General features: G+C 61.8%; 22 protein-coding genes. 8 read left to right on the top strand and 14 right to left on the bottom strand.

What is annotated here, in order from left to right; translation table 11 throughout:
• Positions 1–60: 60 nt before the first annotated feature.
• The 8 genes from mdcH to AC1ROI_RS07355 form a co-directional block, all read right to left on the bottom strand.
• Positions 61–972, bottom strand: coding sequence for a malonate decarboxylase subunit epsilon (mdcH, locus tag AC1ROI_RS07390; protein ID WP_083375555.1), 912 nt, complete (start codon positions 970–972; stop codon positions 61–63).
• Entirely contained in the window at positions 969–1580 is a 612-nt protein-coding gene (locus AC1ROI_RS07385; RefSeq protein WP_083375554.1) for a malonate decarboxylase holo-ACP synthase, read from the bottom strand. The genes mdcH and AC1ROI_RS07385 overlap by 4 nt, the downstream gene beginning before the upstream one ends.
• Entirely contained in the window at positions 1574–2377 is an 804-nt protein-coding gene (gene mdcE / locus AC1ROI_RS07380; protein ID WP_102594550.1) for a biotin-independent malonate decarboxylase subunit gamma, read from the bottom strand. The genes AC1ROI_RS07385 and mdcE overlap by 7 nt, the downstream gene beginning before the upstream one ends.
• Positions 2374–3225, bottom strand: a complete 852-nt coding sequence (locus AC1ROI_RS07375) for a biotin-independent malonate decarboxylase subunit beta (protein ID WP_102594549.1) — start codon at positions 3223–3225, stop codon at positions 2374–2376. The genes mdcE and AC1ROI_RS07375 overlap by 4 nt, the downstream gene beginning before the upstream one ends.
• A complete protein-coding gene (locus tag AC1ROI_RS07370; protein WP_102594548.1) occupies positions 3218–3517 on the bottom strand; it encodes a malonate decarboxylase subunit delta in 300 nt (99 codons plus the stop codon). The genes AC1ROI_RS07375 and AC1ROI_RS07370 overlap by 8 nt, the downstream gene beginning before the upstream one ends.
• Positions 3517–4374, bottom strand: a complete 858-nt coding sequence (locus tag AC1ROI_RS07365; protein WP_102594547.1) for a triphosphoribosyl-dephospho-CoA synthase — start codon at positions 4372–4374, stop codon at positions 3517–3519. The genes AC1ROI_RS07370 and AC1ROI_RS07365 overlap by 1 nt, the downstream gene beginning before the upstream one ends.
• On the bottom strand, positions 4374–6044 hold the full coding sequence (mdcA, locus tag AC1ROI_RS07360; protein WP_077747234.1) for a malonate decarboxylase subunit alpha: 1671 nt from the start codon (positions 6042–6044) through the stop codon (positions 4374–4376). Before mdcA ends, AC1ROI_RS07365 begins: the two co-directional genes overlap by 1 nt.
• 209 nt (positions 6045–6253) lie before the next feature.
• Positions 6254–6883 (bottom strand): nucleotidyltransferase domain-containing protein, encoded by a 630-nt coding sequence (locus AC1ROI_RS07355; protein ID WP_083375550.1) that lies wholly within the window; start codon positions 6881–6883, stop codon positions 6254–6256.
• A gap of 495 nt (positions 6884–7378) precedes the next feature.
• On the opposite strand from AC1ROI_RS07355, the gene AC1ROI_RS07350 reads away from it, so the two are divergent.
• Complete coding sequence (locus AC1ROI_RS07350) at positions 7379–7492, top strand: DUF6124 family protein (RefSeq protein ID WP_371857855.1); 114 nt, start codon at positions 7379–7381, stop codon at positions 7490–7492.
• 82 nt (positions 7493–7574) lie between these two features.
• Here the strand turns inward: AC1ROI_RS07350 and AC1ROI_RS07345 are convergent, their stop codons facing one another.
• From AC1ROI_RS07345 to pilG, 6 genes are all read right to left on the bottom strand, one after another.
• Positions 7575–8030, bottom strand: coding sequence for a chemotaxis protein CheW (locus AC1ROI_RS07345; protein WP_010466875.1), 456 nt, complete (start codon positions 8028–8030; stop codon positions 7575–7577).
• Positions 8023–13923, bottom strand: coding sequence for an Hpt domain-containing protein (locus tag AC1ROI_RS07340; protein ID WP_102594546.1), 5901 nt, complete (start codon positions 13921–13923; stop codon positions 8023–8025). Before AC1ROI_RS07340 ends, AC1ROI_RS07345 begins: the two co-directional genes overlap by 8 nt.
• 53 nt (positions 13924–13976) lie before the next feature.
• Positions 13977–16034: a methyl-accepting chemotaxis protein gene (locus AC1ROI_RS07335; protein WP_010466865.1), complete on the bottom strand. Its 2058-nt coding sequence runs from the start codon at positions 16032–16034 to the stop codon at positions 13977–13979.
• Positions 16035–16181: 147 nt separating this feature from the next.
• Positions 16182–16721: a chemotaxis protein CheW gene (locus tag AC1ROI_RS07330; protein ID WP_010466863.1), complete on the bottom strand. Its 540-nt coding sequence runs from the start codon at positions 16719–16721 to the stop codon at positions 16182–16184.
• A gap of 10 nt (positions 16722–16731) precedes the next feature.
• Entirely contained in the window at positions 16732–17097 is a 366-nt protein-coding gene (gene pilH, locus AC1ROI_RS07325) for a twitching motility response regulator PilH (RefSeq protein ID WP_027926574.1), read from the bottom strand.
• A gap of 57 nt (positions 17098–17154) precedes the next feature.
• Complete coding sequence (pilG, locus tag AC1ROI_RS07320; protein ID WP_010466861.1) at positions 17155–17559, bottom strand: twitching motility response regulator PilG; 405 nt, start codon at positions 17557–17559, stop codon at positions 17155–17157.
• A gap of 235 nt (positions 17560–17794) precedes the next feature.
• On the opposite strand from pilG, the gene gshB reads away from it, so the two are divergent.
• The 7 genes from gshB (at position 17795) to AC1ROI_RS07285 (ending at position 23880) form a co-directional block, all read left to right on the top strand.
• Positions 17795–18766, top strand: coding sequence for a glutathione synthase (gene gshB / locus AC1ROI_RS07315; RefSeq protein ID WP_010466860.1), 972 nt, complete (start codon positions 17795–17797; stop codon positions 18764–18766).
• 106 nt (positions 18767–18872) lie between these two features.
• Complete coding sequence (locus AC1ROI_RS07310; RefSeq protein WP_010466858.1) at positions 18873–19772, top strand: energy transducer TonB; 900 nt, start codon at positions 18873–18875, stop codon at positions 19770–19772.
• A gap of 214 nt (positions 19773–19986) precedes the next feature.
• A complete protein-coding gene (locus AC1ROI_RS07305; protein ID WP_077747229.1) occupies positions 19987–20559 on the top strand; it encodes a YqgE/AlgH family protein in 573 nt (190 codons plus the stop codon).
• Positions 20559–20996, top strand: coding sequence for a Holliday junction resolvase RuvX (gene ruvX / locus AC1ROI_RS07300; protein ID WP_005792259.1), 438 nt, complete (start codon positions 20559–20561; stop codon positions 20994–20996). Before AC1ROI_RS07305 ends, ruvX begins: the two co-directional genes overlap by 1 nt.
• An 80-nt stretch (positions 20997–21076) precedes the next feature.
• Complete coding sequence (pyrR, locus tag AC1ROI_RS07295) at positions 21077–21580, top strand: bifunctional pyr operon transcriptional regulator/uracil phosphoribosyltransferase PyrR (protein ID WP_010466851.1); 504 nt, start codon at positions 21077–21079, stop codon at positions 21578–21580.
• Between the two features lie 27 nt (positions 21581–21607).
• Positions 21608–22612, top strand: coding sequence for an aspartate carbamoyltransferase catalytic subunit (locus AC1ROI_RS07290; protein WP_007897943.1), 1005 nt, complete (start codon positions 21608–21610; stop codon positions 22610–22612).
• Positions 22609–23880, top strand: a complete 1272-nt coding sequence (locus tag AC1ROI_RS07285; RefSeq protein ID WP_010466848.1) for a dihydroorotase — start codon at positions 22609–22611, stop codon at positions 23878–23880. The genes AC1ROI_RS07290 and AC1ROI_RS07285 overlap by 4 nt, the downstream gene beginning before the upstream one ends.
• The last annotated feature ends 80 nt before the right edge of the window (positions 23881–23960 follow it).

The raw sequence follows: 23960 nt of genomic DNA, 5'->3' as shown, positions 1-23960 counted from the left end.
TTGTCCTCAAAGTGCATCGTCGAATGTTGTTTTTGTTGTTCGAAGGCTTGAGTCGGTGGTCTAGGGTTGGCGGCTTCCCTCCTCACGCAACAGCGCCTGCAAGGTATCGAGGCGAGCACCGTCGAAGGCAATGACGGTGCCCTGCTCGAACACCCGGCGCGCCAGCCCGGTCAGCACCGCACCGGGCGGCAGTTCGATCTGTAGACGTACGCCACGCTCGTAAGCGCTTTGCACCGTGCCGCGCCAATCCACCACGCGACACATGTTGAAAGCCAGGTCATCGCGCAAGGCTTCGGTGTTGATGACGGGCCGGGCGCGACTGCCGCTCAGGTAACTCAATGTCGGTGTTTTCAGTTGCACATTGGCGAAGGCTTCGGCCAGGGTTTTCGCCGGAGCTTCCAGCAGCGGGCAATGGGAAGGCACGCTGACGGCCAGTCGTTTTGCCAGACCTGCCCCGCGACCTCGGGCCAGTTCGGCGACAGCTTTCATCGCCGCATCGCTGCCAGCAATCACCACTTGGTTATCGGCATTGATATTGGCCAGGTAAACCGGCATATCGACGCGGTGAACCTGCGCCAGCAACCCTTCCACTGTCGCCAGATCCAGACCGATGATCGCGGTCATGCCGTAGCCCTGAGGATAAGCCTGCTGCATCAGCTCACCACGCAGGCTGACCAGATGCAGCGCATCGCTGAAGCTCAGGGCGCCCGCCACCACCGCTGCCGGGTAGGCGCCGATGGACAATCCCGCCACGTAATCCGCTGCCATTGATAACTGGCGTGAAGCCGCGACGCCGGCAATCAACAGGCAAAGCTGAACGGCCCTTGTCGATTTCAACGCCTCGGCGCAATCCAGCCGCAACACGTCTTCGCCCAGCACTTCACTGGCCTCATTCACCGTTTCGAGAGGCAAACGGTGGAGCATGCCCGGTTGCTGCGCGCCCTGGCCTGGGAACACCAGCAAACTGCTCACGCTGCTTGCTCCCACGGATCAATCACCAGGCAGGCTTCACGGGCGTTTTTCAGCAAAACCCGGCGGGCAGCACCAGCCCATTCGCGCAGGGCGACGGCGCCGAAAGGCGTCTGCAACTGCATGTCTACCTGGCACGCAGCCGTGTCCAGAATCTTCACCAGCGCCTGCGCTTTCAATCGATCCAACGGTTGCGGGGTGCGCAGGATCAAGTCGAGATCACTGCCCTCGTGCAACGCTTGAACACCGCTGGCCAATTCAAACCCGGCGCTGCCGCTGACGCCCCACGCCCAACCGAAGTCATCGAGCATCGGCCGCAAATCATTGAGGGCGCGTACTGCTGGCAGATCCCGCTCGATCAAGGCATGACAAAGGTCTTCCGGTCTGACGCGACGAGCAATCGCAGCGATCGACATCACCGTTGCAAACCGCTGCTCACGCAACCGCCCACGTACCCCGACCGCGACGTGATCCGGCGCACTCAACGCACGCCGAACCACCACCGGCTGACCTGCGCTGACCGACTCGATCGCCCATGCAGGCGCGTCCACCGGCAGCTGCTCCGGGGTCATCCCCCAAAGCAGGTCGTGGGCCAGAAACGTATTCACCACTGCGCTCTCAGCAATTGGCGAACGGTGCTTGATGCCGCACGGTTGGTCGCGCCCAAGCGGCTGCTCAGATCACGTCCGCTGGTGGCGACATCGCCAATGGCAAGGTTCAGGCATTCAGTCACCCGCGCCAGATCCGCCGTTGTCGGCTGCTCGATCTGCTCTACCGACAAGGTTTCCCAAAGCAATCCCAGACTCGCATAGCTGTCGATGTCATAAGCCATCGGCGGCACGCTGGAAGCCAGGGCTTCGAGTTCTTCGACGCTGCGCAACGTCACCCGCGCTGCCGATGCCTTGCCCATCGCATGGACCATCACGCCCGGATCACGCAAGGCTATCAAGCGATTGGCCTGATACCCATGGGCCAGAAACGCCCCGGACATCGCCTTGCCCACCAGCAAGCCAATCACCGCATGACCGGCCAACCGGGCGCGGGCATAACTGTCTGCCGCACCCGCCAGGGCCTGATGAATGCCGAGCGCTTCTTCGCGCCGACCGTAAGCCTGGCTCGGCACATCGACGATGGCGACCAAGGCGCGTTTGTGCGGTTTATCCGTGTCTTCGGCGATGACGTCATCCACCGCCTTGGCCAGGCCCCAACCTTCCAGCAGACCGACCTCGCCATTGCGGGCGCGGACGAAACGGTTGTCGGGATCAGCCACCACCGCGATAAACCGTACAGACTGATCACCCAATACACCGTCGGCGACCTTCAACGAAGTGGGCAAACCTTCGACCGGTTTCGCGCCCGCACTCAAGGCGTTGAACCAGTTCAAACCTCTCAGGGAATACGAACTCATGAGTGCTCTCCTTGATACAGATCGCGAACCACTGACGGCTCGATTTGCGGTTCGGCGTCCAGACGGGCCAGCCGCTGCAGGAACAGATCGGCCTGACGGCTGCGTTGTTGTGCCGGCAAACCTTGCTTGAGTAACTCACCGACCTGCTGCTGGATCTGCGCCACATCGTCGGCCACATAACGGTCTACCAAACCACTGGCAAAACGCTGCTCGCCACCGGTCAGGCTCCAGATGAAAGGACGGTCGCGGGAGTCGTATTCCTCAAGCCCGGCTTCCTGTTCGATCACTTGCGGACCGTTGAGGCCAAGCCGCGCTTCCTGAGTCACCAGCAAATAGCTGCACAACCCGGCGGCAATCGACATCCCGCCAAAGCAACCCACGCTGCCGGCGACCACACCGATAACCGGCTGGTACTGGCGCAGGTCGACAATCGCCGCATGAATATCGGCAATCGCCGCCAGCCCAAGATTGGCTTCCTGCAAACGCACGCCGCCGGTTTCCAGCAGCAACACGGCGCGAGTGGGAATGCCATTGCGGTTGTCTTCGGCGGCGAGTTCCAGCGCACCGGCAATCTTCGCCCCGCCGACCTCACCGAGGCTGCCGCCCTGAAATGCACCTTCGATGGCGGCGATCACCACCGGCAATCCACCGATGCTGCCCTTGGCGATCACCACGCCGTCATCGGCTTGCGGCACCACGCCCTGGCGCGACAGCCACGGCGACATGACGCGTTGAAACGGGTCGAGCAATTCGCGGAAGGTGCCAGGGTCGAGCAAGGCTTTCGCCCGTTGCCGGGCGCCGAGTTCGACGAAGCTGTGCTTGTGTAGGAGTTCTTTACTGTCAGTCATGACCGATCTCCTCAAAGCCTTGTTCCAGACGCAAGCGCACCACGCCGGGGGTCGCGCCGAAATCGTGGATATCAATGGCCATCGCTGGCGGTGTCTGGCCGTCGAACATCCGTGCAAACAGGTGCTGCCAGCGTTGTTCGGCGCCATTGACCGAGGTCTGCACCTTGATCGTCAATTTGCCGGCCTGACCCGGTTCGATCAGCACTTCCAGATCGCCCGAACCGACACAGCCCACCAGCGTGCGGCCTAGTGGCGGCTGCCCAGCGGGGAATTCAAAGGATAAGGTTTCCATCAGAAAGCTCCCGACTCGATGCGGTCGATAAACAGGCAGGCGGCGAGCAAATCCGCGGCACCGCCGGGCGACGCATTCAATGCGATTAATTGTTCGTCCAATTCGTGCAGACGGCGGCGACCGGCGAGGCTGGCGCTGCCGCCCGCATCGAGTACCGCTTGGGCACCAAGCTGCATGGTTTGCAGGCCGTGTTCGCCGGCGCGGTAGAGCACGCAGGTGTCGGCCAGGTTCGTCATGATTGCGAGCAAGGCGTCGAGCCGGGCGTTCTGCTCGCCATGGCCCAAGGCGCGGCTGCGTTTGAGTTGTGGCAGTGCGCGTTGCAGAACCGAAGGAAAGCCGAGTTGGGCTTCTTCACGGGCACCGCGAGCGCCGTAGCGTTGGGCAACCTGGGCGCCATGGCTGAGTGGACGTGGTGCGTAACGGTCGTCGATTAACGCGAGTCGGGCAGCACGCAAAGCAATCGGGCCTACGGCACTGGATTCAGGCTCAAGCGCGCAGGCCGTGACCAAAAGACCCAAGGCCCAGATCGCCCCGCGATGGGTGTTCACGCCAGCCGTTGTGGCGAGCATCGCTTGCTCCCCTTCCCGACCGATCCGTCCAACGGCTTCACGCAGCGGCACACCGACTTCGCCAGATTCAATGGCCGCTTGCGCCATTTCCTTGAATGCAGGCCACAACGACAGCGCCGAGGCGTGCATCAGCCCGAGGTGCAAATCGGTATGAGCGCCATTGCCACGACGGTCGACCAACGCCGGTTTCGGCGACAGGTCCGCTTCGTCGATCAATGCGTCCACCGCCAGGTCCGCCAGCCGTTCAGCCAGGGAAAGCGTTTTCGGTTGCAGGTTGAATGCGTGCATTACCAGCTCCTGAACTTGGCGGGCGGGTTGTAGAGGCCACCGGACCACTCGACCAGATCAGCCACGCTCTTGGCCGCGAGCAATTCGCGGGTGGCGTCGGTGCGGCGGATGCCGAGGTCTTCGGGCAAGGCGATCAAGCCTTCACGGCGCATGCGTGCGGTGTCTTTCGGGTTGTGGCGCAGGCCGATGGCGGTCACTCCGGCGACGGCGGCGATCATCGCCTGGCGCTCTTCAAGGGAGCGGGCCTTGTACAAATAGGCGATGCCTTCTTCGGTCAGCAGGTGAGTGACGTCGTCGCCGTAGACCATGATCGGCGCCAGCGGCATGCCGCTTTTCTTCGCCACTTCTATTGCATCGAGGGTTTCGACGAAGGTCGGTTTGCCGCCCTCCTGGAAGGTCTCGACCATTTGCACCACGAGTTTTTTGCCGCGTTCGAGCAAGGCTTCGGGCGCGTCGTCATGGCGCATGTCGAGCCAGGCCGGCGTGCTATGACGGCGACCGCGCGGGTCGTGGCCCATGTTCGGCGCGCCGCCGAAACCGGCCAGGCGCCCACGGGTCACGGTGGAAGAATGACCGTCGCCATCGACTTGCAGGGTTGCGCCGATAAACAGGTCCACCGCGTATTGCCCGGCGAGTTGGCAGAACATCCGGTTGGATCGCAGCGAGCCGTCGCGCCCGGTGAAGAACACGTCCGGCCGCGCAGCGATGTAGTTTTCCATGCCCAGTTCAGTGCCGAAGCAATGCACACTTTCGACCCAGCCGCTTTCAATCGCCGGGATCAGCGTCGGGTGCGGATTGAGCGTCCAGTTGCGGCAGATCTTGCCCTTCAGGCCGAGGGATTCGCCGTAGGTCGGCAGGATCAATTCGATGGCGGCGGTGTTGAAACCGATGCCGTGGTTCAGCGACTGAACGTTGTGTTTTTCGTAGATCCCACGGATCGCCATCATCGCCATCAACACGTGCACAGGTTTGATATGCCGTGGGTCGCGGGTGAACAGCGGTTCGATGTAGAACGGCTTGTCCGCCACCACCACGAAATCGACCCAGGACGCGGGAATGTCGACGCGTGGCAGGTCGCTGACATCGTCCACCAGTTGGTTGACCTGGACGATGACAATGCCGTCGCTGAAGGCGGCCGGCTCGATCAAGGCGGGGGTGTCTTCGGTGCTCGGGCCGGTGTAGATGTTGCCGGCGCGGTCGGCCATGAAACCGGCCGAGAGCACGACGTTGGGAATCAGGTCGACCACCAGCCGCGCATAGAGCTCGATGTAGGTATGGATCGCACCGATTTCCAGCAGGCCGTCTTCCAGCAATTGGCTGATGCGCAGGCTCTGGGTGCCGGCGAAGGAGAAGTCGAGCTTGCGGGCGATGCCGCGCTCGAACAGGTCCAGGTGCTCGGAGCGGCCGACGCTGGGCATGATCATGTGCAAATCATGCAGCTTGGCGGGATCGGCCTTGGCCAGGGAGCGAGACAGGAAATCCGCCTGCTTCTGGTTATTGCCTTCCAGCACCACGCGGTCGCCGGGCAGGATCAGAGCTTCCAGTGCCGCGACGATGTTGTCGGTGGGCAGGACCACACCGTCGGCAAGATCCTTGACCAACGCCAGACGCCGCTGCTTTTCGCTGCGCCGCCGCGTCCATCGCGAGTCGGGGGATATTGTTGTTGTCATGACCACTCCACGGGTTCGCTGTCGTGGGAGTCACCTTAGGAGGGTTGGGTGGGGAGCATCAATCAAGCACAGAGACGGATCGTTACGGTCAGGGTAATGGTTGACCATGCCTGCTCGCGAAGAGGCCAGAACGATCACCGCAGTTTTCAACGAGTAATAATTACAGCCCAGCCATCTGCTGCTGCACACGAATGGCTTTCAGCCCACCGCTACGTAACAGGTTTTCCAGATTCTCGTTGCTGCCCATCCTTGGACTCCAAAGGGTTTTCCCCCATCAGGTTGATCTTGTCCTGCTGCGCTACCCGCACGACGAAGCTGTTTTCAGCCGCCAGTTTTGCGGCCCAGTCTTCGGGGGTGTAGAGCGTCGGATTAAGGACGCGGCCTAATTGCTCCTCCAGAGGCATAAGCCGCTCCATCACTTCACTGTAGTGCAGGCCTTCACCGATCAGCATGAGATCAATGTCACTGGATGCGTTTGCCGAGTCCTTGGCGATTGAACCGTACACAAATGCCCAGGTGATCTGTTCGGCAAAGGGTTGAAGCGCCTGACGCAGAGGCTCGGCAATGCCAAAAGTCTTGCGGGCGATGCCCAACAGCTCAGCATAAATCGGGCACTGCGGATTGGCCTGATAGTGGGTCTGGTTGCCTTGGCGGCTCAGGGTCAACACGCCTGCCTGTTGCAACCGATCCAGCTCTCGCATGAGGCTGCCTTTACCCACTTGAGCCCAGCGGGCGATTTCGTTGGCGTAAAAACTTCGATCGGGTTTGCCGAACAACAAGCCCAGCACTTTTTGCTGAGTGGTCGTGAACAAGGCTTCGCTGAGGGAAAGGTTTTTCACAGTGGCAACCGATGAGTCCCAAAAAGGGAACGATAGGTCCCTTTTTGGGAATCTTCAACCTGTCGCGAGCCGAATAGGGATTTGTGTTTAAACATTTGTCCGCAGGAACGGTGCGAGGCTACACAGTCTGGCGTCGCCGCCTACAGCAATGCCGGAAGCCGCTGACTGGTGGGGTTTTGCGCTGATCGTTATTGTTTATGGGTCGCTGCCAATCAGCGATCGGGTCTGGAACCCCCGAAAAGACGGAGAAAAAGCGCCATTCATTTCGAATGGACCAACGCCAATCTGTAATCGGAAACTCATTATGTCCAAGGTAACGACCAACCCAGCAGATAACTCTGACATCGATTCCCAAGCGTCCCTTGAAGCCGAGAAACTTAAAGAAGCTGCCGACCGCGTCTTCTCCTATTACTTCCCCCTGCTCACGAAAAAACGTCGAGGCGCCGTAATAAGTCCCGGCTCTTCACTGTATGCCCCGACATCGACACCGAAGCCTTGCTGGTCAATGCTTCCGAAGACTTGCTGTCCATCAGCGCCATTGCTGCCGATCTGGCGGACGATGTGGGAGGCTCGAGCCGGGGTTTAGCCGTGAAGTATTCGGTAAGGTGAAGGCCGCCTTCGCGGGCAAGCCTCGCTCCTACAGGTTTGGCGCAGTCCTTGTAGGAGCGAGGCTTGCCCGCGAAGGGGCCCGTCAGACTAGCCCGGCACTTACCAACAACTCCTCCAGCGCCAGCAAATCAGGCACCTTGGCCACTTGCTCCCCCACCTGCACCGCCGCCTGCTCCAGCGGACACAACGGCACATCGACGTAACTCAACTGACTGTCGAGCTTGTACGACCGCGGAATCCCCTGAACCAACAGCGCAATGAACTTCAACTCTGGCCGCCCACCCAGTGCATTGAGAATCACGATCCGCGCACGCTCGCCGATGACGGTTTTATTGCCGCACGCCGATTCGAAACTCAGCAACGGAATCTGCCGGTCCCGCCACGTCACCAACCCCAGGTACCACGGCGGTGTGTCCAGATCGAACGCCCCCGGTTGATAGTCAATCAACTCCGCCACCGCCACGTTGGGCAGAATCAGGTTGCGGTCAGCCAGGGGCAGCAGCAGGCCGGTGAGATTGCTGGTGCGATGCTCAAGCATGGGTTTTGCTCCACAACGCGATGCTGTCGAGCAGCACCGATTCCTGGTACGGCTTGCCGAGGTAGTCGTTGACGCCGATGGCCATGGCGCGGTCGCGGTGTTTCTGGCCGGTGCGGGAGGTGATCATGATGATCGGTAAATGCTGCAAACGTTCGTCGCTGCGCACCTGGGTCGCCACTTCGAAGCCGTCCATGCGCGGCATTTCGATGTCGAGCAGCATCACGTCGGGCATATGTTCTTCGAGCAGCAGCATGGCGTCGACCCCATCCTTGGCAGTCAGCACGTTCATGCCGTGACGTTCGAGCAGGCGGCTGGTGACCTTGCGCACGGTGACCGAATCGTCGACCACCAGCACCAGCAGCGGTTTATGCGGCTCGACCTCAACGTCCTGTGTCGCCGACTGTTGCGGCACTCGGGCCTGCATGGCGCGGATCGGCGCCAGCAAATCGAGAATCAGCACCACCCGGCCATCGCCCAGAATCGTCGCCCCGGATAACCCCTGCACCGACGCAAATTGCGGGCCGAGGCTTTTGACCACGATCTCCCGCGTGCCGGCCGTGGAATCCACCTGCACGGCGATGTGCCGCTCGTTGCATTGCACCAGCAAGACCGGCAGCGGCAGGCTCTGGCCCAGCAGTTTCGGGCGGGTGCTGGTTTTCAGCAGCTCGCCCAGATAACACAGTTCATAACGCTGCCCGGCGTATTCATAAGTCGGCGGATCGAGCCGGTAATGCCCTTCGAGCTCGTTGGGCAGCACGCGAACGATGCCGTCGATGGTGTTCAACGGGATCGCGTATTGATCCTCCAGACACTGCACCATCAGCGCGCGGTTGACCGACACGGTGAACGGGAGGCGAATCCGAAAGTGCACGCCCTGCCCCGGTGTCGAGTCGATGACCATGGTGCCACCGAGCTGCCGGACTTCTTCGTGAACCACGTCCATGCCCACGCCACGCCCGGAAATCTGAGTGATTTTCTCGGCGGTGGAGAACCCCGGTTGCAGGATGAATTGCAGCACATCGCGGTCGCTGACCTCGGCGTCCGGGGCCAGCAAGCCGCGCTTGATCGCCTTGCGCCGCACCGCGTCCAGCGGCACGCCTGCGCCGTCGTCGCGGATGTCGAAAATCATGTCGCCGCCCTCGCGGGACAGGTCGAGAGTGATTCGTCCCTGGGCCGGTTTGCCGGCCGCAATACGCACCTCGGCCGATTCCAGGCCGTGGTCCACGGCGTTGCGCAGCATGTGTTCCAGCGGCGCCGCCATGCGCTCAAGCACGTTGCGATCCATCTCGCCTTCGGCGTTGCCGACCACGAACTCGACGTCTTTGCCCAGTTCACTGGAGACCTGGCGGACGATGCGCCTCAAGCGCGGCAGCATGCGCTCGAACGGCACCATGCGCGTGCGCATCAGGCCTTCCTGCAATTCGGTGTTGATGCGGCCCTGCTGTTGCAGCAGGTTTTCCGCATCCTGATTGCGTCGATCGAGGGTTTCCTTGAGGTCGAGCAGGTCGGAGGCGGATTCGAACAGCGCCCGCGACAACTGCTGCAACTGCGAGTGACGGTCCATTTCCAGCGGATCAAACTCCTCGTAGCCCAGACGTTCCGCTTCGACTTGCTGGCGGCTGAGAATCCGTCCCTGGGTTTCGGTGTCGAGCCGTCGCAACTGATCGCGCATCCGCTCGATGGTGGTTTCCATCTCGCTCAGGGCCACCCGCGCATCGTTGACCTGTTGCTCGATACGGCCACGGAAGATCGAGGTTTCACCGGCCAGGTTGACCAGATCGTCGAGCAGTTCTGCCGAGACCTTGACCATGTCGACGCCCACTTCGGCTTGCGCCACCGGGGCGTCGGGTTTCGGCGTGGCGGGCACGATCACCGGCGTATCAAGAACAGCGGGATGGCTGAAGTTCTTGATCGCGTCGATCAACCGATCAGCCGGCGGCAAGGGCTGGCCGGCGCGGGCGGCGTCGAGCATTTGCGCCAGTCGGTCATGACTGCTTTGCAGCAGGGCGAACAGCGCCGGGGTCGGTTGCAGCACGCCAGCGGACAGACCTTCGTAGAGAAATTCCAGCTCATGGGCGAGGTCGCCGATGGGGGCAATTTCCACCATCCGCGCACCACCCTTGAGCGTGTGCAGGTCGCGCAGCAGGGTTTCCACTTCCTGACGGTTCGACGGTTCGGCTTGCCAGCGCACCAGCGCCGCGCCGGAGTTTTCGATGATGTCGAAACCTTCCTCAAGGAAGATCTCCAGCAGCTCGGGGTCATGCCCCGGCGAGTCATTGGCCGGCGCAGGTTCCGCCACTTCGGCGGTGTTGGCATTGCCTTGACGGAACTCGCGAATCGCCTCGATCAGCTCGCTCGGGGCACCCAGGGTGTGCTGGTTTTTCAGCTGTTCGAGCAACACCGCGAGCCGGTCATGGCTCTGTTGCAGCAACTGCGCAAGGGTTTCGCTGTAGCTGTAACGGTGGTCCACCAGGCCTTCGTAAAGACTTTCCAATTCATGGGCCAGGTCGCCGACCGGCTCGACCTCGGCCATCCGCGCGCCGCCCTTGAGAGTATGCAAGTCCCGCTGCAAGGACGACAGCGGCGCGGCGTTGTCCGGGTCGTTCAGCCAGCGCTGCAAGGCCTGGCCAGCACTCTCGAGAATATCCGCCGCTTCTTCGAGAAAGATCGAAACGATCTCATCGTCCAGCTCGACCTGAGTCGCGGTCTGTTCCAGTTCTGCGGTGGCGCTGCCCAGTTCGCGGATGCTCAGGGTGCGGCTGCCATCGCTGCGGATCAGGCCCATGGACGATGGATCAAGGCTTTCATCGAGCAGGCCGCGCAAGGCCCGGATGCGTTCCGGTTGCGGGCTGACTTCCTGGCCGGCGGCCAGTTCATCGAGCATATTGATCAGCGCTTCGTGGGCACTTTGCGCCTCGTGGAAAAACCGGTCGCTGACTGCCAGGCTGCTCTCTTCCACCGCGCCGTACAGGTCGAGCAACGCTTCGCACAATTCATCCACCGGATGCAGATCGGCGAGGTGCGCGCCTTCGCCCAAGGTGGTCAATTCGTCCAGCAACGCGCTGAGTTCCTGGCGCTCGCCGGGGTGCTGCTGCCAGCGCTGCAACAGGCTTTCGGCGTCCAGCAGGATGTCCATGCCCTGGGCCAGGAAGTTGTTGATCAGTTGCGGATCACGCTTGATTCGCAGCGCGGTGTTCGGCGCTTTCAACAGCGCATCCAGACGCTCAGCGAGCAGCGCCTTGGTGCGCTCGATCAGCAAATCGGCATCCGGTATTGCGGCCAGCGGATCAGTCTTGAGTTGCCGCAGCCCGAGACGGAACAGACCTTCGGCTTCCAGCAGCAGTTCGACTTCGTCGAGGTCGAGGGCGATCAGGTGCGCTTTGTATTCGCGGGCCAGTTGATCCAGCGGCGTCGCCAGCTCGGCGATCGGCAATACGCCGGCCATCGAGGCGCTGCCCTTCAAGGTATGCAACGCCCGCTGCAACTCGTCACTGGCTTGCAGCGGCACGTGCTCGGCGGCTTGATCGAGGAAACGGTTGAGGCTGGCGAGATGGGTCTCGGCTTCCTTGCGGAAGATCTCCAGCAACAGCGGATCGAGGGCAGCGACGTCCTGGGTGTCCTCATCGCTGGCGGGCGTATCGCCCTTGGCGAGGGCATGGGCGCGAGCGGCCAGTTGGTCGACCTGGTTGTTCTGGCGCTGGGCATTGGCGGCAAACTCGGCCACCAGTTGCGGCAGCAGCTCCAGTGTATCGAGGAGCAATTGTTGCACTGCCGCCCCAGGCGCAACGCTACGCTCCAGCACGCGGTTGAGCAGGTTTTCCACCGCCCACGCCAGCTCGCCCAGCACCAGCGCACGGACCATCCGGCCACTGCCTTTCAAGGTGTGGAAAGCCCGGCGCAATTCACTCAACGCGGCGTTATCGTCCGGGTTGGCCGTCCAGCGCGGCAAGTACTCCCGGAGGATTTCCAGGACTTCATCGGTTTCTTCGAGGAAGACTTCCCGCAGCTCTTCGTCCACCGGTTCTTCGCCGGCGGGCGGTGGCAGCAGGCTGCCCGGAATGGTCAGCGCCGGCGGATTGACCGAAGACACCGGGCTGGCCAGGACATCGGCCAGCGACTGCACGGTATCGGGGTCATCGAGTTCTTGCAGGTCCTGCATCACCTGAGCTTCACTCGGGCTCAGCACATCCTCAAGCATCGGCACCTGTTGTTCACTGGGGAAAAACCCAAGGGACGCCAGGCTCTTTTCCGCCACGTCGAGCAGTTGTTCACCGGGTGCCTCGGGGTCGTCGCTGAGACGCTCCAGGTAATACTCGATGCTGGTGATGACGTCGGCCAGGCTGTCCAGTTCCTGCCAGCCGGGCTGGCCCGGGTCCAGCAGCAGATGCTCGCGAATGAAGTGGTTGCAGGCTTCGATCAGGCTCGCCGCACGACCCAACGGAATCATCGACAGCGCACCGCGTACCTGGGTCAGCAACGCCGGCAAGGCCTGCAAATGCTGGCGATCCCAGTCGGCGTCGATGTAGTCGACGATCATGTCCTTGGCCTGTTGCAGGCAGATGCGCGCTTCCTTGATCACGATCTGGTGGATCTGCGTCAGATCGGTGGTCGGCAGGTGGCTTTCTTCCTGGCTCTCCGGCTCTACGGTGCCGACCATGCCGGCCAGCGTTGCTTCGACGTAGAGCAAGGCCCCGGCAACGTCCATGAGAATGGCGTCGTTGGGTTCACGCTGGCCCTGGGCGAGGCTCAGCACCACCGCCAGTTGATCGATGATGACTTTGCGCGGCTGGCCGAAACCCAACACCGCCAGGGTGTCGGCGATTTGCCGCAACGGCGCCAGCAGGGTTTCGAGGTCCGAGGTGTGCTGGCGGTCGCTGCGCACAAACAGGTCCAGGCGTTCCTTGACCCGCACCAGCTCTTCACACAGCGCGGCCAGCACCGAGCGCATGGCGTCACGGTCCGGTCCGGCCAGGCGGGCGCGTTCTTCGTCGACCATTGCGCTGTCAGGCAGCGCGTCGTCCAGTGAGTAACGATCTTTCATGGTCAGCATCTGCCCGGTGGGATGTTCGGCCTTGGCAATGTAGAACAGCAAACTCTTGAGCAACTCCGGCGGCGCCGGCTGATTGATGCCGCGTATGCCCTGTTCGAGCAAGCGCTTGAGTTCTTTGTCGGCGTCCTTGAACAGGCTGCGCAGCGCCGGGCTGTTGGCAATCGAGCCGCCGCGCATGCCTTCGACCAGCGCCGAGGCGACTTGCCACAACGGGCTCAAAGGCGCGTTGCCGCACAGTCCTTCCAGGCGTGAAAAAACCTTGGTCAGATAGCCAAGGTTAGTCTCGTCATCCTGCTCGCGCAGCAACCCGACCAACGCCATTTGCAGCATCTGCCGCAACTTGCGCAGCACATTGGCAAAATCCGCCGGTTCCAGCAGGGCCAGCGATTCTTCGCCCAACACCGGCAGGTCGAGCAATTGCGGGCTGAACAGGCTGGTTTCCGACAACAGGCTTTCGCCCCGGGCACTGCGTAAATCGTTGATCAGCGGCAGCACCACCAAGGGCAGGTCACGGCGCGCGCCTTGCACCCGGTCGAGGTAGATCGGCAGTTGCCCGAGGGCTTGCAACAGCAGATGAAGCGCCTCGTCGCGATGGTTGATGCGGTCTTGCTGCAAGGCGGTGGCGAGGTGTTCCATTTCTTCGGCGAGCAGGGCCGCGCCGTAGAATTCGACCATCTGCAAACTGCCGTGGACCTGATGGATGCACGCCAGGCAATCGCTCAGGGCGTGCGTCGCCTGGGGATCATCAAGCAGGGTTTCGATCGCTTGATGAGCCACTTTCAGCGTTTCGGCAATCTCGCCTTTGACCCACTCGAGGGCCACATAGTCGTGCCGATCACCCATAACCACTCCAAATCACTGCTCTACTCAAAAAAACCCGAACGCCTGCGGGCGCTTCACACTTTATCCGCCGCCTGCGCCTTGGCCGCCGGCAAGGTGAAACCGGACACCGAGCGCCGCAGCTGACTGGCCATTTTCGCCAGGTTGCCAATGCTCTCGGCGGTGGCGGTCGAGCCCGACGAAGTCTGCGTGGTGATCTGCTGGATCACGTTCATGGTCAGGGAAATCTGACCGGCTGAAGACGTCTGCTGCTGCGCAGCGTTGGAAATACTCTGGATCAGCGCCGCCAGGGTCTTCGACACGCCTTCGATTTCTTCCAGCGCCACACCGGCATCCTGCGCCAGACGCGCGCCGCGCACCACTTCGGTGGTGGTCTGTTCCATGGAAATCACGGCTTCGTTGGTGTCGGTCTGGATCGCTCGCACCAGGGTTTCGATCTGCCGGGTAGCGGCGGACGAACGCTCGGCCAGACGCTGCACTTCGTCGGCTACCACTGCAAAACCGCGCCCGGCATCACCGGCCATCGAGGCCTGGATCGCCGCGTTGAGCGCAAGGATGTTGGTCTGATCGGCAATGTCATCGATCAGGCTGACAATGTCGCCGATTTCCTGAGAGGACTCGCCCAGACGCTTGATGCGCTTGGCGGTGTCCTGGATCTGCTCGCGAATGTTGTCCATGCCGTGGATGGTGTTGTGCACCACCTCGTTGCCCTTGTTGGCGATTTCCACCGAACGTTCCGCCACCGCCGAGGACTCGGCAGCGTTGGCGGAGACCTGGTCGATGGACTGGGCCATGTCGTTGATCGCGGTGGAGGCTTCGCTGATCTGTTGCGCCTGATGTTCCGACGCCTGGGCCAGGTGCATGGCGGTGGCCTGGGTTTCCTGCACGGCGGCGGCGACCTGGCCGGCGGTGAGGTTGATGGTCGCCACCAGGTCGCGCAGTTGATCGACGGAGTAGTTGATCGAGTCGGCGATGGTCCCGGTGAAGTCTTCGGTCACCGAGGCCGTCACGGTGAGGTCGCCGTCGGCGAGGTCTTCGATCTCGTCGAGCAGGCGCATGATCGCGGTCTGGTTGCGCTCGTTCTTCTCGGCGGTTTCGCGCAGCTGGCGGTTGGTTTCGCGAACCATCACCAGGCCGATAAGGATGATCGACATCAGCGCCAACAGGCCCAGCACGTAGCCGCCAATGGTGTCGGTGTCGCGCCCGCCGGCAAGGTTTTCGAACCCGCTGGCCAGGTGCGAGGCTTCGTCGAGCAGGGTCTGTGACAAGGTGAAGATGTTGGTCGCCGATTCGCGAACCTTGAACAGCTCCGGCGAGGTTTCGAGGATTTCATCCACAGAGCCGGAAACGAATTCGAACAGCTCGGAAATCTCGGTCAAGCGGGCCCGCGCATCGCGGTCTTCGACCTGGCTGACTCGCAGCGACGTATTGCCCTGGAGCATGCCATTGAGTACCTGGCCGAATCGGGCAGCGTCACGACCGAACGCGTCGGCGGCCTGTTGTGAATTTTCATCGCCGGACAGCACGGTGTTCACCGCGCCCAGGATGCGTTCGGCCAGCAGCGACTGACGCTGGGCCATGGCCACCTGAGCGGCCGGCGCGCCGCGCTGCAAGAGGATTTCGACGACTTTTTCGTATTCGACCTGCAACTGCGGCACGGTTTCGGCCAGCGTCGCGGCGACCTGATGCAGCGAGAGTACGGTCTGCTCGCTGGAGAGGATGGCGTCGGTGTTTTTCAGCAGCCGTTCCCAGTCCAGCTGAACGGCGCGCATTTCCGGGCGCACGGCGGACGGCGCTGGCGGCAGGCCGGTGGCCGGGTCGCCCTTCTTCAAGTAACCCCAGCGTTGGGCGAAGTCGTTGCGTGCATCGCTCAGCAGCTTGAACGCCGCCGCCTTGCCGGCAGCGGCTTCGGTGGCGTTTTTGGCGATGCGTTGGGACAGCACGCGCAGTTCGCCGGCGTGGCCGATGTACTGTTTGTCATACGTGGCTTGCGTGTTGAGGTAAGCGAAGTTGGCAAACAGCAGCATGATGAAGATGATCAGCGCGATGAACAGCACGATGATCTGCGAGCGGCTGCGCGATCCTTCTGGCTTGCCTGTTTTTGTTTTTATCATCGGTCCTCGCCTGTACTGCCTGATTCAACGACGCCCTTGCAAGAGCGAGGCTTGCCCGCGAAGCAGGCGCTACGGTCTTACGGGAACACCGCGTTTTCGTTCTTCGCGGGCAAGCCTCGCTCCTGCAGGATTGGGGCGTCGCCTTGATTACAGCGCTACATGCATAAAGCTTTGCGACTGCGCCAGCGTAAACGGGCTGAATATTTGCCACGTCTGCTCACGCTGAAACCGGCCCTGGACGAACGCGGCAATCGGCCCGTGCAGATCGGCCATCGACACCGGTTCGAGACTGTCCTGGGCAAAGTGCTGCAAGCCGAAGACTTCGTCGACCATCAACCCGGCAAACACTTCACCGTGTTCCACCACCAACACCCGCCGCTGTTTGCGCAGGGTCGACTGCTCATGTCCGAAGAAGCTGCACAAATCCATGATCGGCAGCAATCGTCCGCGCAAGTTGGCCACACCCTTGACCCAGGGTTTGACGCCCGGCAATTGGGTGAAACGCGGTTCGTGCAGGACCTCGCTGACTTCGCCCATGGGCGCGACGTACCAGTTTTCGCCCAAGCGAAAGCCGATGCCGCTCCAGCGGTCCTGTCGGGTTGGCTGGGATGGCAGATCCGCCGCCAGCAGACGACAGCGCTGGTCAATCTGCAGCAGCAGTTCGAAAGCCGTCAGCGACTCGGTCATGGCCGGACGATCAACCGGCCAGCACGTTGTTCAGGGTTTTGATCAGGGTCTCTTCGTCGACCGGTTTGGTCAGGTAATCCTTGGCGCCCTGGCGTGTGCCCCAGACTTTGTCGGTTTCCTGATCCTTGGTGGTGATGATGATCACCGGGATGTGCCCGGTGTCCGGGTCTTTGGTCAACTGGCGGGTCGCCTGGAAACCGTTGAGGCCGGGCATGACGATGTCCATGAGCACCGCGTCGGGTTTTTCCTGACGGGCCAGGGCCACGCCGTCGGCGCCGTTTTCGGCTTTCAACACTTCATGACCGTGCTTTTCCAGCATGCCGGTCAGTTTGTACATTTCGGTCGGCGAATCATCGACGATCAGAATACGTGCCATGGTCTTCCCCATTCTTGTCAACGCCGGGCCCGCTGGCCGAGCGTCACTGTGCGTGTCCTACTGCGGCAAAACGGCGGCGAAGCCCGGTACATGGGCCTGGATCGCGTTCAGCAGTTCTTCCTTGCTGAAAGGCTTGGTCAAAAACTGGTCGGAGCCGACGATGCGCCCCTTGGCCTTGTCGAACAGCCCGTCCTTGGACGACAGCATAATCACTGGCGTGGACTTGAACGCACTGTGGTTCTTGATCAACGCGCAGGTCTGATAGCCATCCAGGCGCGGCATCATGATGTCGACAAAGATGATGCCGGGATGGTTATCGGCAATCTTGGCCAGGGCATCGAAACCATCGATGGCCGTGATGACTTCACAACCCACGTTTTTCAACAGCGTTTCGGCGGTACGACGAATCGTCTTCGAATCGTCGATCACCATGACCTTCAAGGCGCTGGAATGCTGTTCCATAAATGCTCTACCGTCGCCTTTGCGAATCAAATTGTCCGTTTACGGACCTTCGGTGGCTCGAAACCCTTGATGTTCAAGGGCCAGCACGACATGGCAGCCTTTTTAGCACAGTCTCCAACACCAATCTATCGGGCGACTGACACGGTGGTTTTTCCTTGACCGGGAACACACTGGGCGCCAATCTGACGCCACTTTTTCGTGTCCATCCGGACCACCCCAATTCGAGGAAAAACCCATGAGCGTTCGCGTCGGGATTGTCATGGACCCTATTGCCAGCATCTCCTATAAAAAGGATAGCTCGCTGGCCATGCTGCTGGCCGCACAGAAGCGCGGCTGGGAACTGTTCTATATGGAACAGAGCGATTTGTACCAGGCCGAAGGTGAAGCCCGAGCGCGGATGCGTCCGCTGAAAGTCTTCGCCAACCCGGAAAAATGGTTCGAACTGGAAGCCGAGACCGACGCGCTGCTGAGCGATCTTGACGTGATCCTGATGCGCAAGGATCCGCCATTCGACATGGAGTTCGTCTACTCCACGTACCTGCTGGAGCAAGCCGAGCGCGCTGGCGTGCTGGTGGTCAACAAGCCGCAAAGCCTGCGCGATTGCAACGAAAAGCTGTTCGCCACGCTGTTCCCGCAGTGCACGCCGCCGACCATCGTCAGCCGTCGCCCGGACGTGCTGCGCGAGTTCGCCGATCACCACGGCGATGTGATCCTCAAGCCGCTGGACGGCATGGGCGGTTCGTCGATCTTCCGTCACACCGTCGGCCACCCGAACCTGTCGGTGATCCTCGAAACCCTGACCTTGCATGGCAAGCAGCAGATCATGATCCAGGGTTACTTGCCGGCAATCATCGATGGCGACAAACGCATCCTGATGATCGACGGCGAACCGGTGGATTACTGCCTGGCACGCATCCCGGCCGCCGGTGAAACCCGTGGCAACCTGGCGGCCGGCGGTCGTGGCGAAGCTCGCCCATTGACCGACAAGGATCGCTGGATCGCTGCTCAGGTCGGCCCGACCCTGCGTGAGAAAGGCCTGCTGTTCGTGGGTCTGGACGTGATTGGTGAGCACCTCACCGAAATCAACGTCACCAGCCCGACCTGCATTCGCGAGATTGATAATGCGTTTGGCACCGACATCGGCGGCATGCTGATGGATGCCATAGAGAAGCAGCTGCAAGCTTCAAGCCGCAAGCCGCAAGCTTGAAGCTGACGCCCTACAGCTTGTCGCTTGATACTTGTAGCTTGAAGCTAAAAACCAACATTGCGTTATCATGCCGAGCCCGTAAAAACGCGATGTTGGTTTTTTTGTCATGACACTTCCGTCCGATCTGCCCCCTGAACTCGCCCATCGTGGCGTGCGCCCGGCCGATCGCCTCGGATTTACCCTGTTTCTAGCGGCGCTGATTCACCTGGCCTTGCTGTTGGGCGTCGGGTTCACGATGGTCGAACCCAAGCAGATCAGCAAAACCCTGGAAATCACCCTCGCCACCTTCAAAAGCGAAAAGAAGCCTGCGAAAGCTGATTTCCTTGCCCAGGAAAATCAGGAAGGCAGCGGCACCCTGGATAAAAAGGCGATTCCCAAGACCACCGAGGTCGCGCCCTTCCAGGACACCAAGGTGCAGAAAGTCACGCCACCGCCGGCCGCCAAGCCGCCAGTGCCGGAAGCCGCGCCCAAGGCTGCCGTGACCACGGTCGCGCCGAAGCCGAAAAAAGCCCCGGCCAAGAACGAAGAGATCAAGCCGATAACCAAGCCTGCGGTGGCGGCGCCGACGTTCGACACTGAACAGCTGTCCAGCGACATCGCCAGCCTGGAAGCGGAACTGGCCAACGAACAACAGCTGTACGCCAAGCGCCCGCGCATCCACCGCCTGAGCGCTGCTTCGACCATGAAAGACAAGGGCGCCTGGTATAAGGACGAATGGCGCAAGAAGGTCGAGCGCATCGGCAACCTGAATTACCCCGACGAAGCGCGACGCAAGCAGATCTACGGCAATTTGCGCCTGATGGTTTCGATCAACCGCGATGGCTCGCTGTATGAAGTGCTGGTGCTGGAATCCTCCGGGCAACCGTTGCTGGATCAGGCGGCGCAGCGGATTGTGCGGCTGGCGGCACCGTTTTCACCGTTTACCGGGGATTTGTCGGACATTGATCGGCTGGAGATCATCCGCACGTGGAAATTCGCCCGTGGGGACCGGTTGTCCAGTAATTGATCAATTGATTTGGGTGATTGAGCCGGCGCCTTCGCGTGCAAGCCCCGCGTCTACAGGTCATGCGCCACTTTTGCGGTACATACCGAACCTGTAGGAGCGAGGCTTGCCCGCGAAGAGGCCCTCAAGCAAAACCCGGATCAAAAGACACCCGCCCAGGCATTTCCTGTGCATCCCCAGCTTGTCAGTTCGCCCCTCCAACGCCACACTAGCGCTCATGAAGAACGTCAGCCCCAGCTACCTCAAGCATCACTTCCTGATCGCCATGCCTCACATGGCCGACCCGAACTTTGCGCACACCTTGACCTACATCGTCGAGCACACGGCCAATGGTGCCATGGGGCTGGTGGTCAACCGCCCGCAAGACCTGAATCTGGCCGATATCCTCGAGCAATTGCGCCCCGACATCGAACCGCCGGTGCTCTGCCAGCATGTGCCGATCTTCATCGGCGGCCCGGTGCAGACCGACCGTGGTTTTGTCCTGCACCCTTCGGGCAAGACCTTCCAGGCGACCGTTGATCTGGAAGGCGACCTTTCCTTGTCCACCTCCCAGGACGTGCTGTTCGCCATCGCTGACGGCGTCGGCCCGGCCAAAAGCGTCATTGCCCTCGGTTACGCTGGCTGGGAAGCCGGACAGCTTGAAGCCGAACTGGCGCAGAACGCCTGGCTGACCTGTCCGTTTGACGCCGACATCCTGTTCAACACCAGCAGCGAACTGCGCCTGGATGCAGCGGCCAAGCACCTCGGGGTCAATCTCAGCCTGCTGACCAGCCAGGCGGGCCACGCCTGATGGCCCTGCGACTGATTCTGGGTTTTGACTACGGCACCAAACAGATCGGCGTTGCGGTCGGCCAGGTGATTACCGGTCAGGCCCGCGAGCTGTGCACCTTGAAGGCGCAAAACGGTATTCCCGACTGGAACCAGGTCGAAGCCCTCATTAAAGAGTGGAAGCCTGACGCCGTGGTCGTCGGCCTGCCCCTGAACATGGACGGCACGCCGAGCGACATGTGCCTGCGCGCGGAGAAATTCGCCCGCCGGCTCAATGGCCGCTACAACCTGCCCTTCTATACGCACGACGAACGCCTGACCACCTTCGAAGCCAAGGGCGAGCGGCGTGATCGCGGCGGGCAAAAAGGCAGTTACCGTGACAACCCGGTCGACGCCATCGCCGCCGCCCTGCTGTTGCAAGGCTGGCTCGACGAAAACACCGCACTGTTCGAATCCTGAAGCGCCGTCACAGCGTCTCTCTTAGCTAGAACCCGAGCCAAACCCCGCACGCACCGGCTCGGGCCCAAGAAGGAGCAACCATGAGCCTGCCCAATCCCGCCGAACTGATCAGCCAGATGGCGATCCGTCTCAAGGCACATCTGGAACACCGTGGCATCAGCGAACCGCGTTACATCGGCATTCGTACCGGCGGCGTCTGGGTCGCCCAGGCGTTGCTCGATGAACTGGGCAGTGATGCGCCCCTCGGCACCCTGGACGTGTCCTTCTACCGCGACGATTTCAGCCAGAACGGCCTGCACCCGCAAGTGCGCCCGTCCGCCCTGCCGTTCGAAATCGAAGGCCAGCACCTGGTGCTGATCGACGACGTGTTGATGAGCGGTCGAACCATCCGCGCCGCCATGAATGAACTGTTCGACTACGGCCGCCCGGCTAGCGTGACGCTGGTGTGCCTGCTGGACCTCGATGCCGGCGAGTTGCCGATCCGCCCGAACGTGGTCGGTGCGACGCTGACGCTTGCGGCCCACGAGCGGGTAAAGCTGTCCGGCCCGGAGCTCAAGCTCGAACTGCAAGACCTCGCCCTTTAATCCGCCCTATTGAGAGTCCCCCTCGCGATGACGCCTCTAGAAACCAAGCGCCCGCTGCAGCTCAATGATCAGGGCCAGCTGCGCCACTTCCTCTCGCTCGACGGTTTGCGCCGCGAGTTGCTGACGGAAATCCTCGACACCGCCGACTCGTTCCTCGAAGTCGGCGCCCGGGCGGTGAAGAAAGTCCCGTTGCTGCGCGGCAAGACCGTGTGCAACGTGTTCTTCGAGAACTCCACCCGCACCCGCACCACCTTCGAGCTGGCGGCCCAACGGCTATCGGCTGACGTCATCACGCTGAACGTGTCGACCTCGTCGGCGAGCAAGGGCGAAACCCTGCTCGACACCCTGCGCAACCTGGAAGCCATGGCCGCCGACATGTTCGTCGTGCGCCACGGTGATTCCGGTGCGGCGCACTTCATTGCCGAACATGTCTGCCCGCAAGTGGCGATCATCAACGGCGGCGACGGCCGTCATGCGCACCCGACCCAAGGCATGCTCGACATGCTGACGATCCGCCGGCACAAGGGCGGCTTTGAAAACCTCTCCGTGGCCATCGTCGGCGACATCCTGCACTCGCGGGTGGCGCGCTCGAACATGCTGGCGCTGAAAACCCTCGGCTGCCCGGACATCCGTGTGATCGCGCCGAAAACCCTGCTGCCGATCGGCATCGAGCAATACGGCGTGAAGGTGTACACCGACATGACCGAAGGCCTGAAAGACGTCGATGTAGTGATCATGCTGCGCCTGCAACGTGAACGCATGACCGGCGGCCTGCTACCGAGCGAGGGCGAGTTCTACCGCCTGTTCGGCCTGACCACCGCGCGCCTGGCCGGGGCCAAGCCGGACTGCATCGTCATGCACCCGGGGCCGATCAACCGTGGGGTGGAGATTGAGTCGGCGGTGGCCGACGGTCCGCACTCGGTGATCCTCAACCAGGTCACCTACGGCATCGCGATTCGTATGGCCGTGTTGTCCATGGCCATGAGCGGGCAGACTGCGCAACGTCAATTCGAGCAGGAGAACGCCCAGTGAAGCTCAGCATTCTCGGCGCACGTGTCATCGATCCGGCCACAGGCCTGGATCAAGTTACCGATATTCATATTGAAGCCTGCAAAGTCGTTGCCCTGGGCGCCGCACCCGCCGGCTTTGTGCCCGTCGACACCATTGACGCCAAAGGCCTGGTGGCCGCCCCTGGCCTGGTTGACCTGAACGTCGCCCTGCGCGAGCCGGGCTACAGCCGCAAAGGCTCGATCATCAGCGAAACCCGCGCCGCCGCGGCCGGTGGCGTCACCAGCCTGTGCTGCCCGCCGAAAACCAAACCGGTGCTCGATACTTCGGCCGTGGCCGAACTGATCCTTGACCGCGCCCGAGAGGCCGGCAACACCAAAGTCTTCCCGATCGGCGCCCTGAGCAAAGGCCTGGACGGCGAACAGCTGGCCGAACTGGTCGCCTTGCGCGATGCCGGCTGCGTGGCCTTCGGCAACGGTCTGGAGAGCTTCCGCAACACCCGCACGTTGTGCCGGGCGCTGGAATACGCGGCGACCTTCGACCTGACGGTGATTTTCAACTCCCAGGATCATGATCTGGCCGAAGGTGGTTTGGCCCACGAAGGCCCGACCGCCAGTTTCCTCGGCTTGCCGGGCATTCCGGAAACCGCCGAGACCGTCGCCCTGGCCCGGGACCTGCTGCTGGTCGAGCAAAGCGGCGTGCGTGCGCACTTCAGCCAGCTCACCAGCGCTCGCGGCGTGGCGCTGATCGCTCAGGCCCAGGCCCGTGGCCTGCCGGTGACCGCCGATGTGGCGTTGTATCAACTGATCCTGACCGACGAAGCGCTGATCGACTTCAGCAGCCTCTATCACGTCCAGCCGCCGCTGCGCACCCGCGCCGACCGCGATGGCTTGCGTGCAGCGGTGAAGTCGGGCGTGGTTTCGGCCATCTCCAGCCATCACCAGCCCCACGAACGGGATGCCAAACTGGCACCGTTTGGCGCGACCGAGCCGGGCATCAGCAGCGTTGAACTGCTGCTGCCGCTGGCGATGACGCTGGTGGAGGATGGGTTGCTGGATCTGCCAACGTTGTTGGCGCGCCTCAGCACCGGGCCTGCCGAGGCGTTGCGCTTGCCGGCGGGCAAGTTAGCCGTAGGCGGGCCGGCGGACATCGTGCTGTTTGATCCGGCGGCTTCGACCGTGGCCGGTGAGACCTGGCTGTCCAAGGGTGAAAACTGCCCGTTCATTGGGCATAGCCTGCCAGGCGTCGTGCGCTACACCCTGGTGGATGGACGGATCAGCCACCAGTCTTGAGACTGAGCTGTCCCAATCGCTAGCAGGGCTAGCTCCCACGCAGGATCTGTGAACAACACAAATCCCCTGTGGGAGCTAGC

The organism is Pseudomonas sp. GW823-FHT02C02 (genome assembly GCF_058797635.1).
The sequence above is the reverse complement of the archived record's forward strand: the minus strand, read 5'-3'. Positions and strand labels throughout refer to the sequence as shown.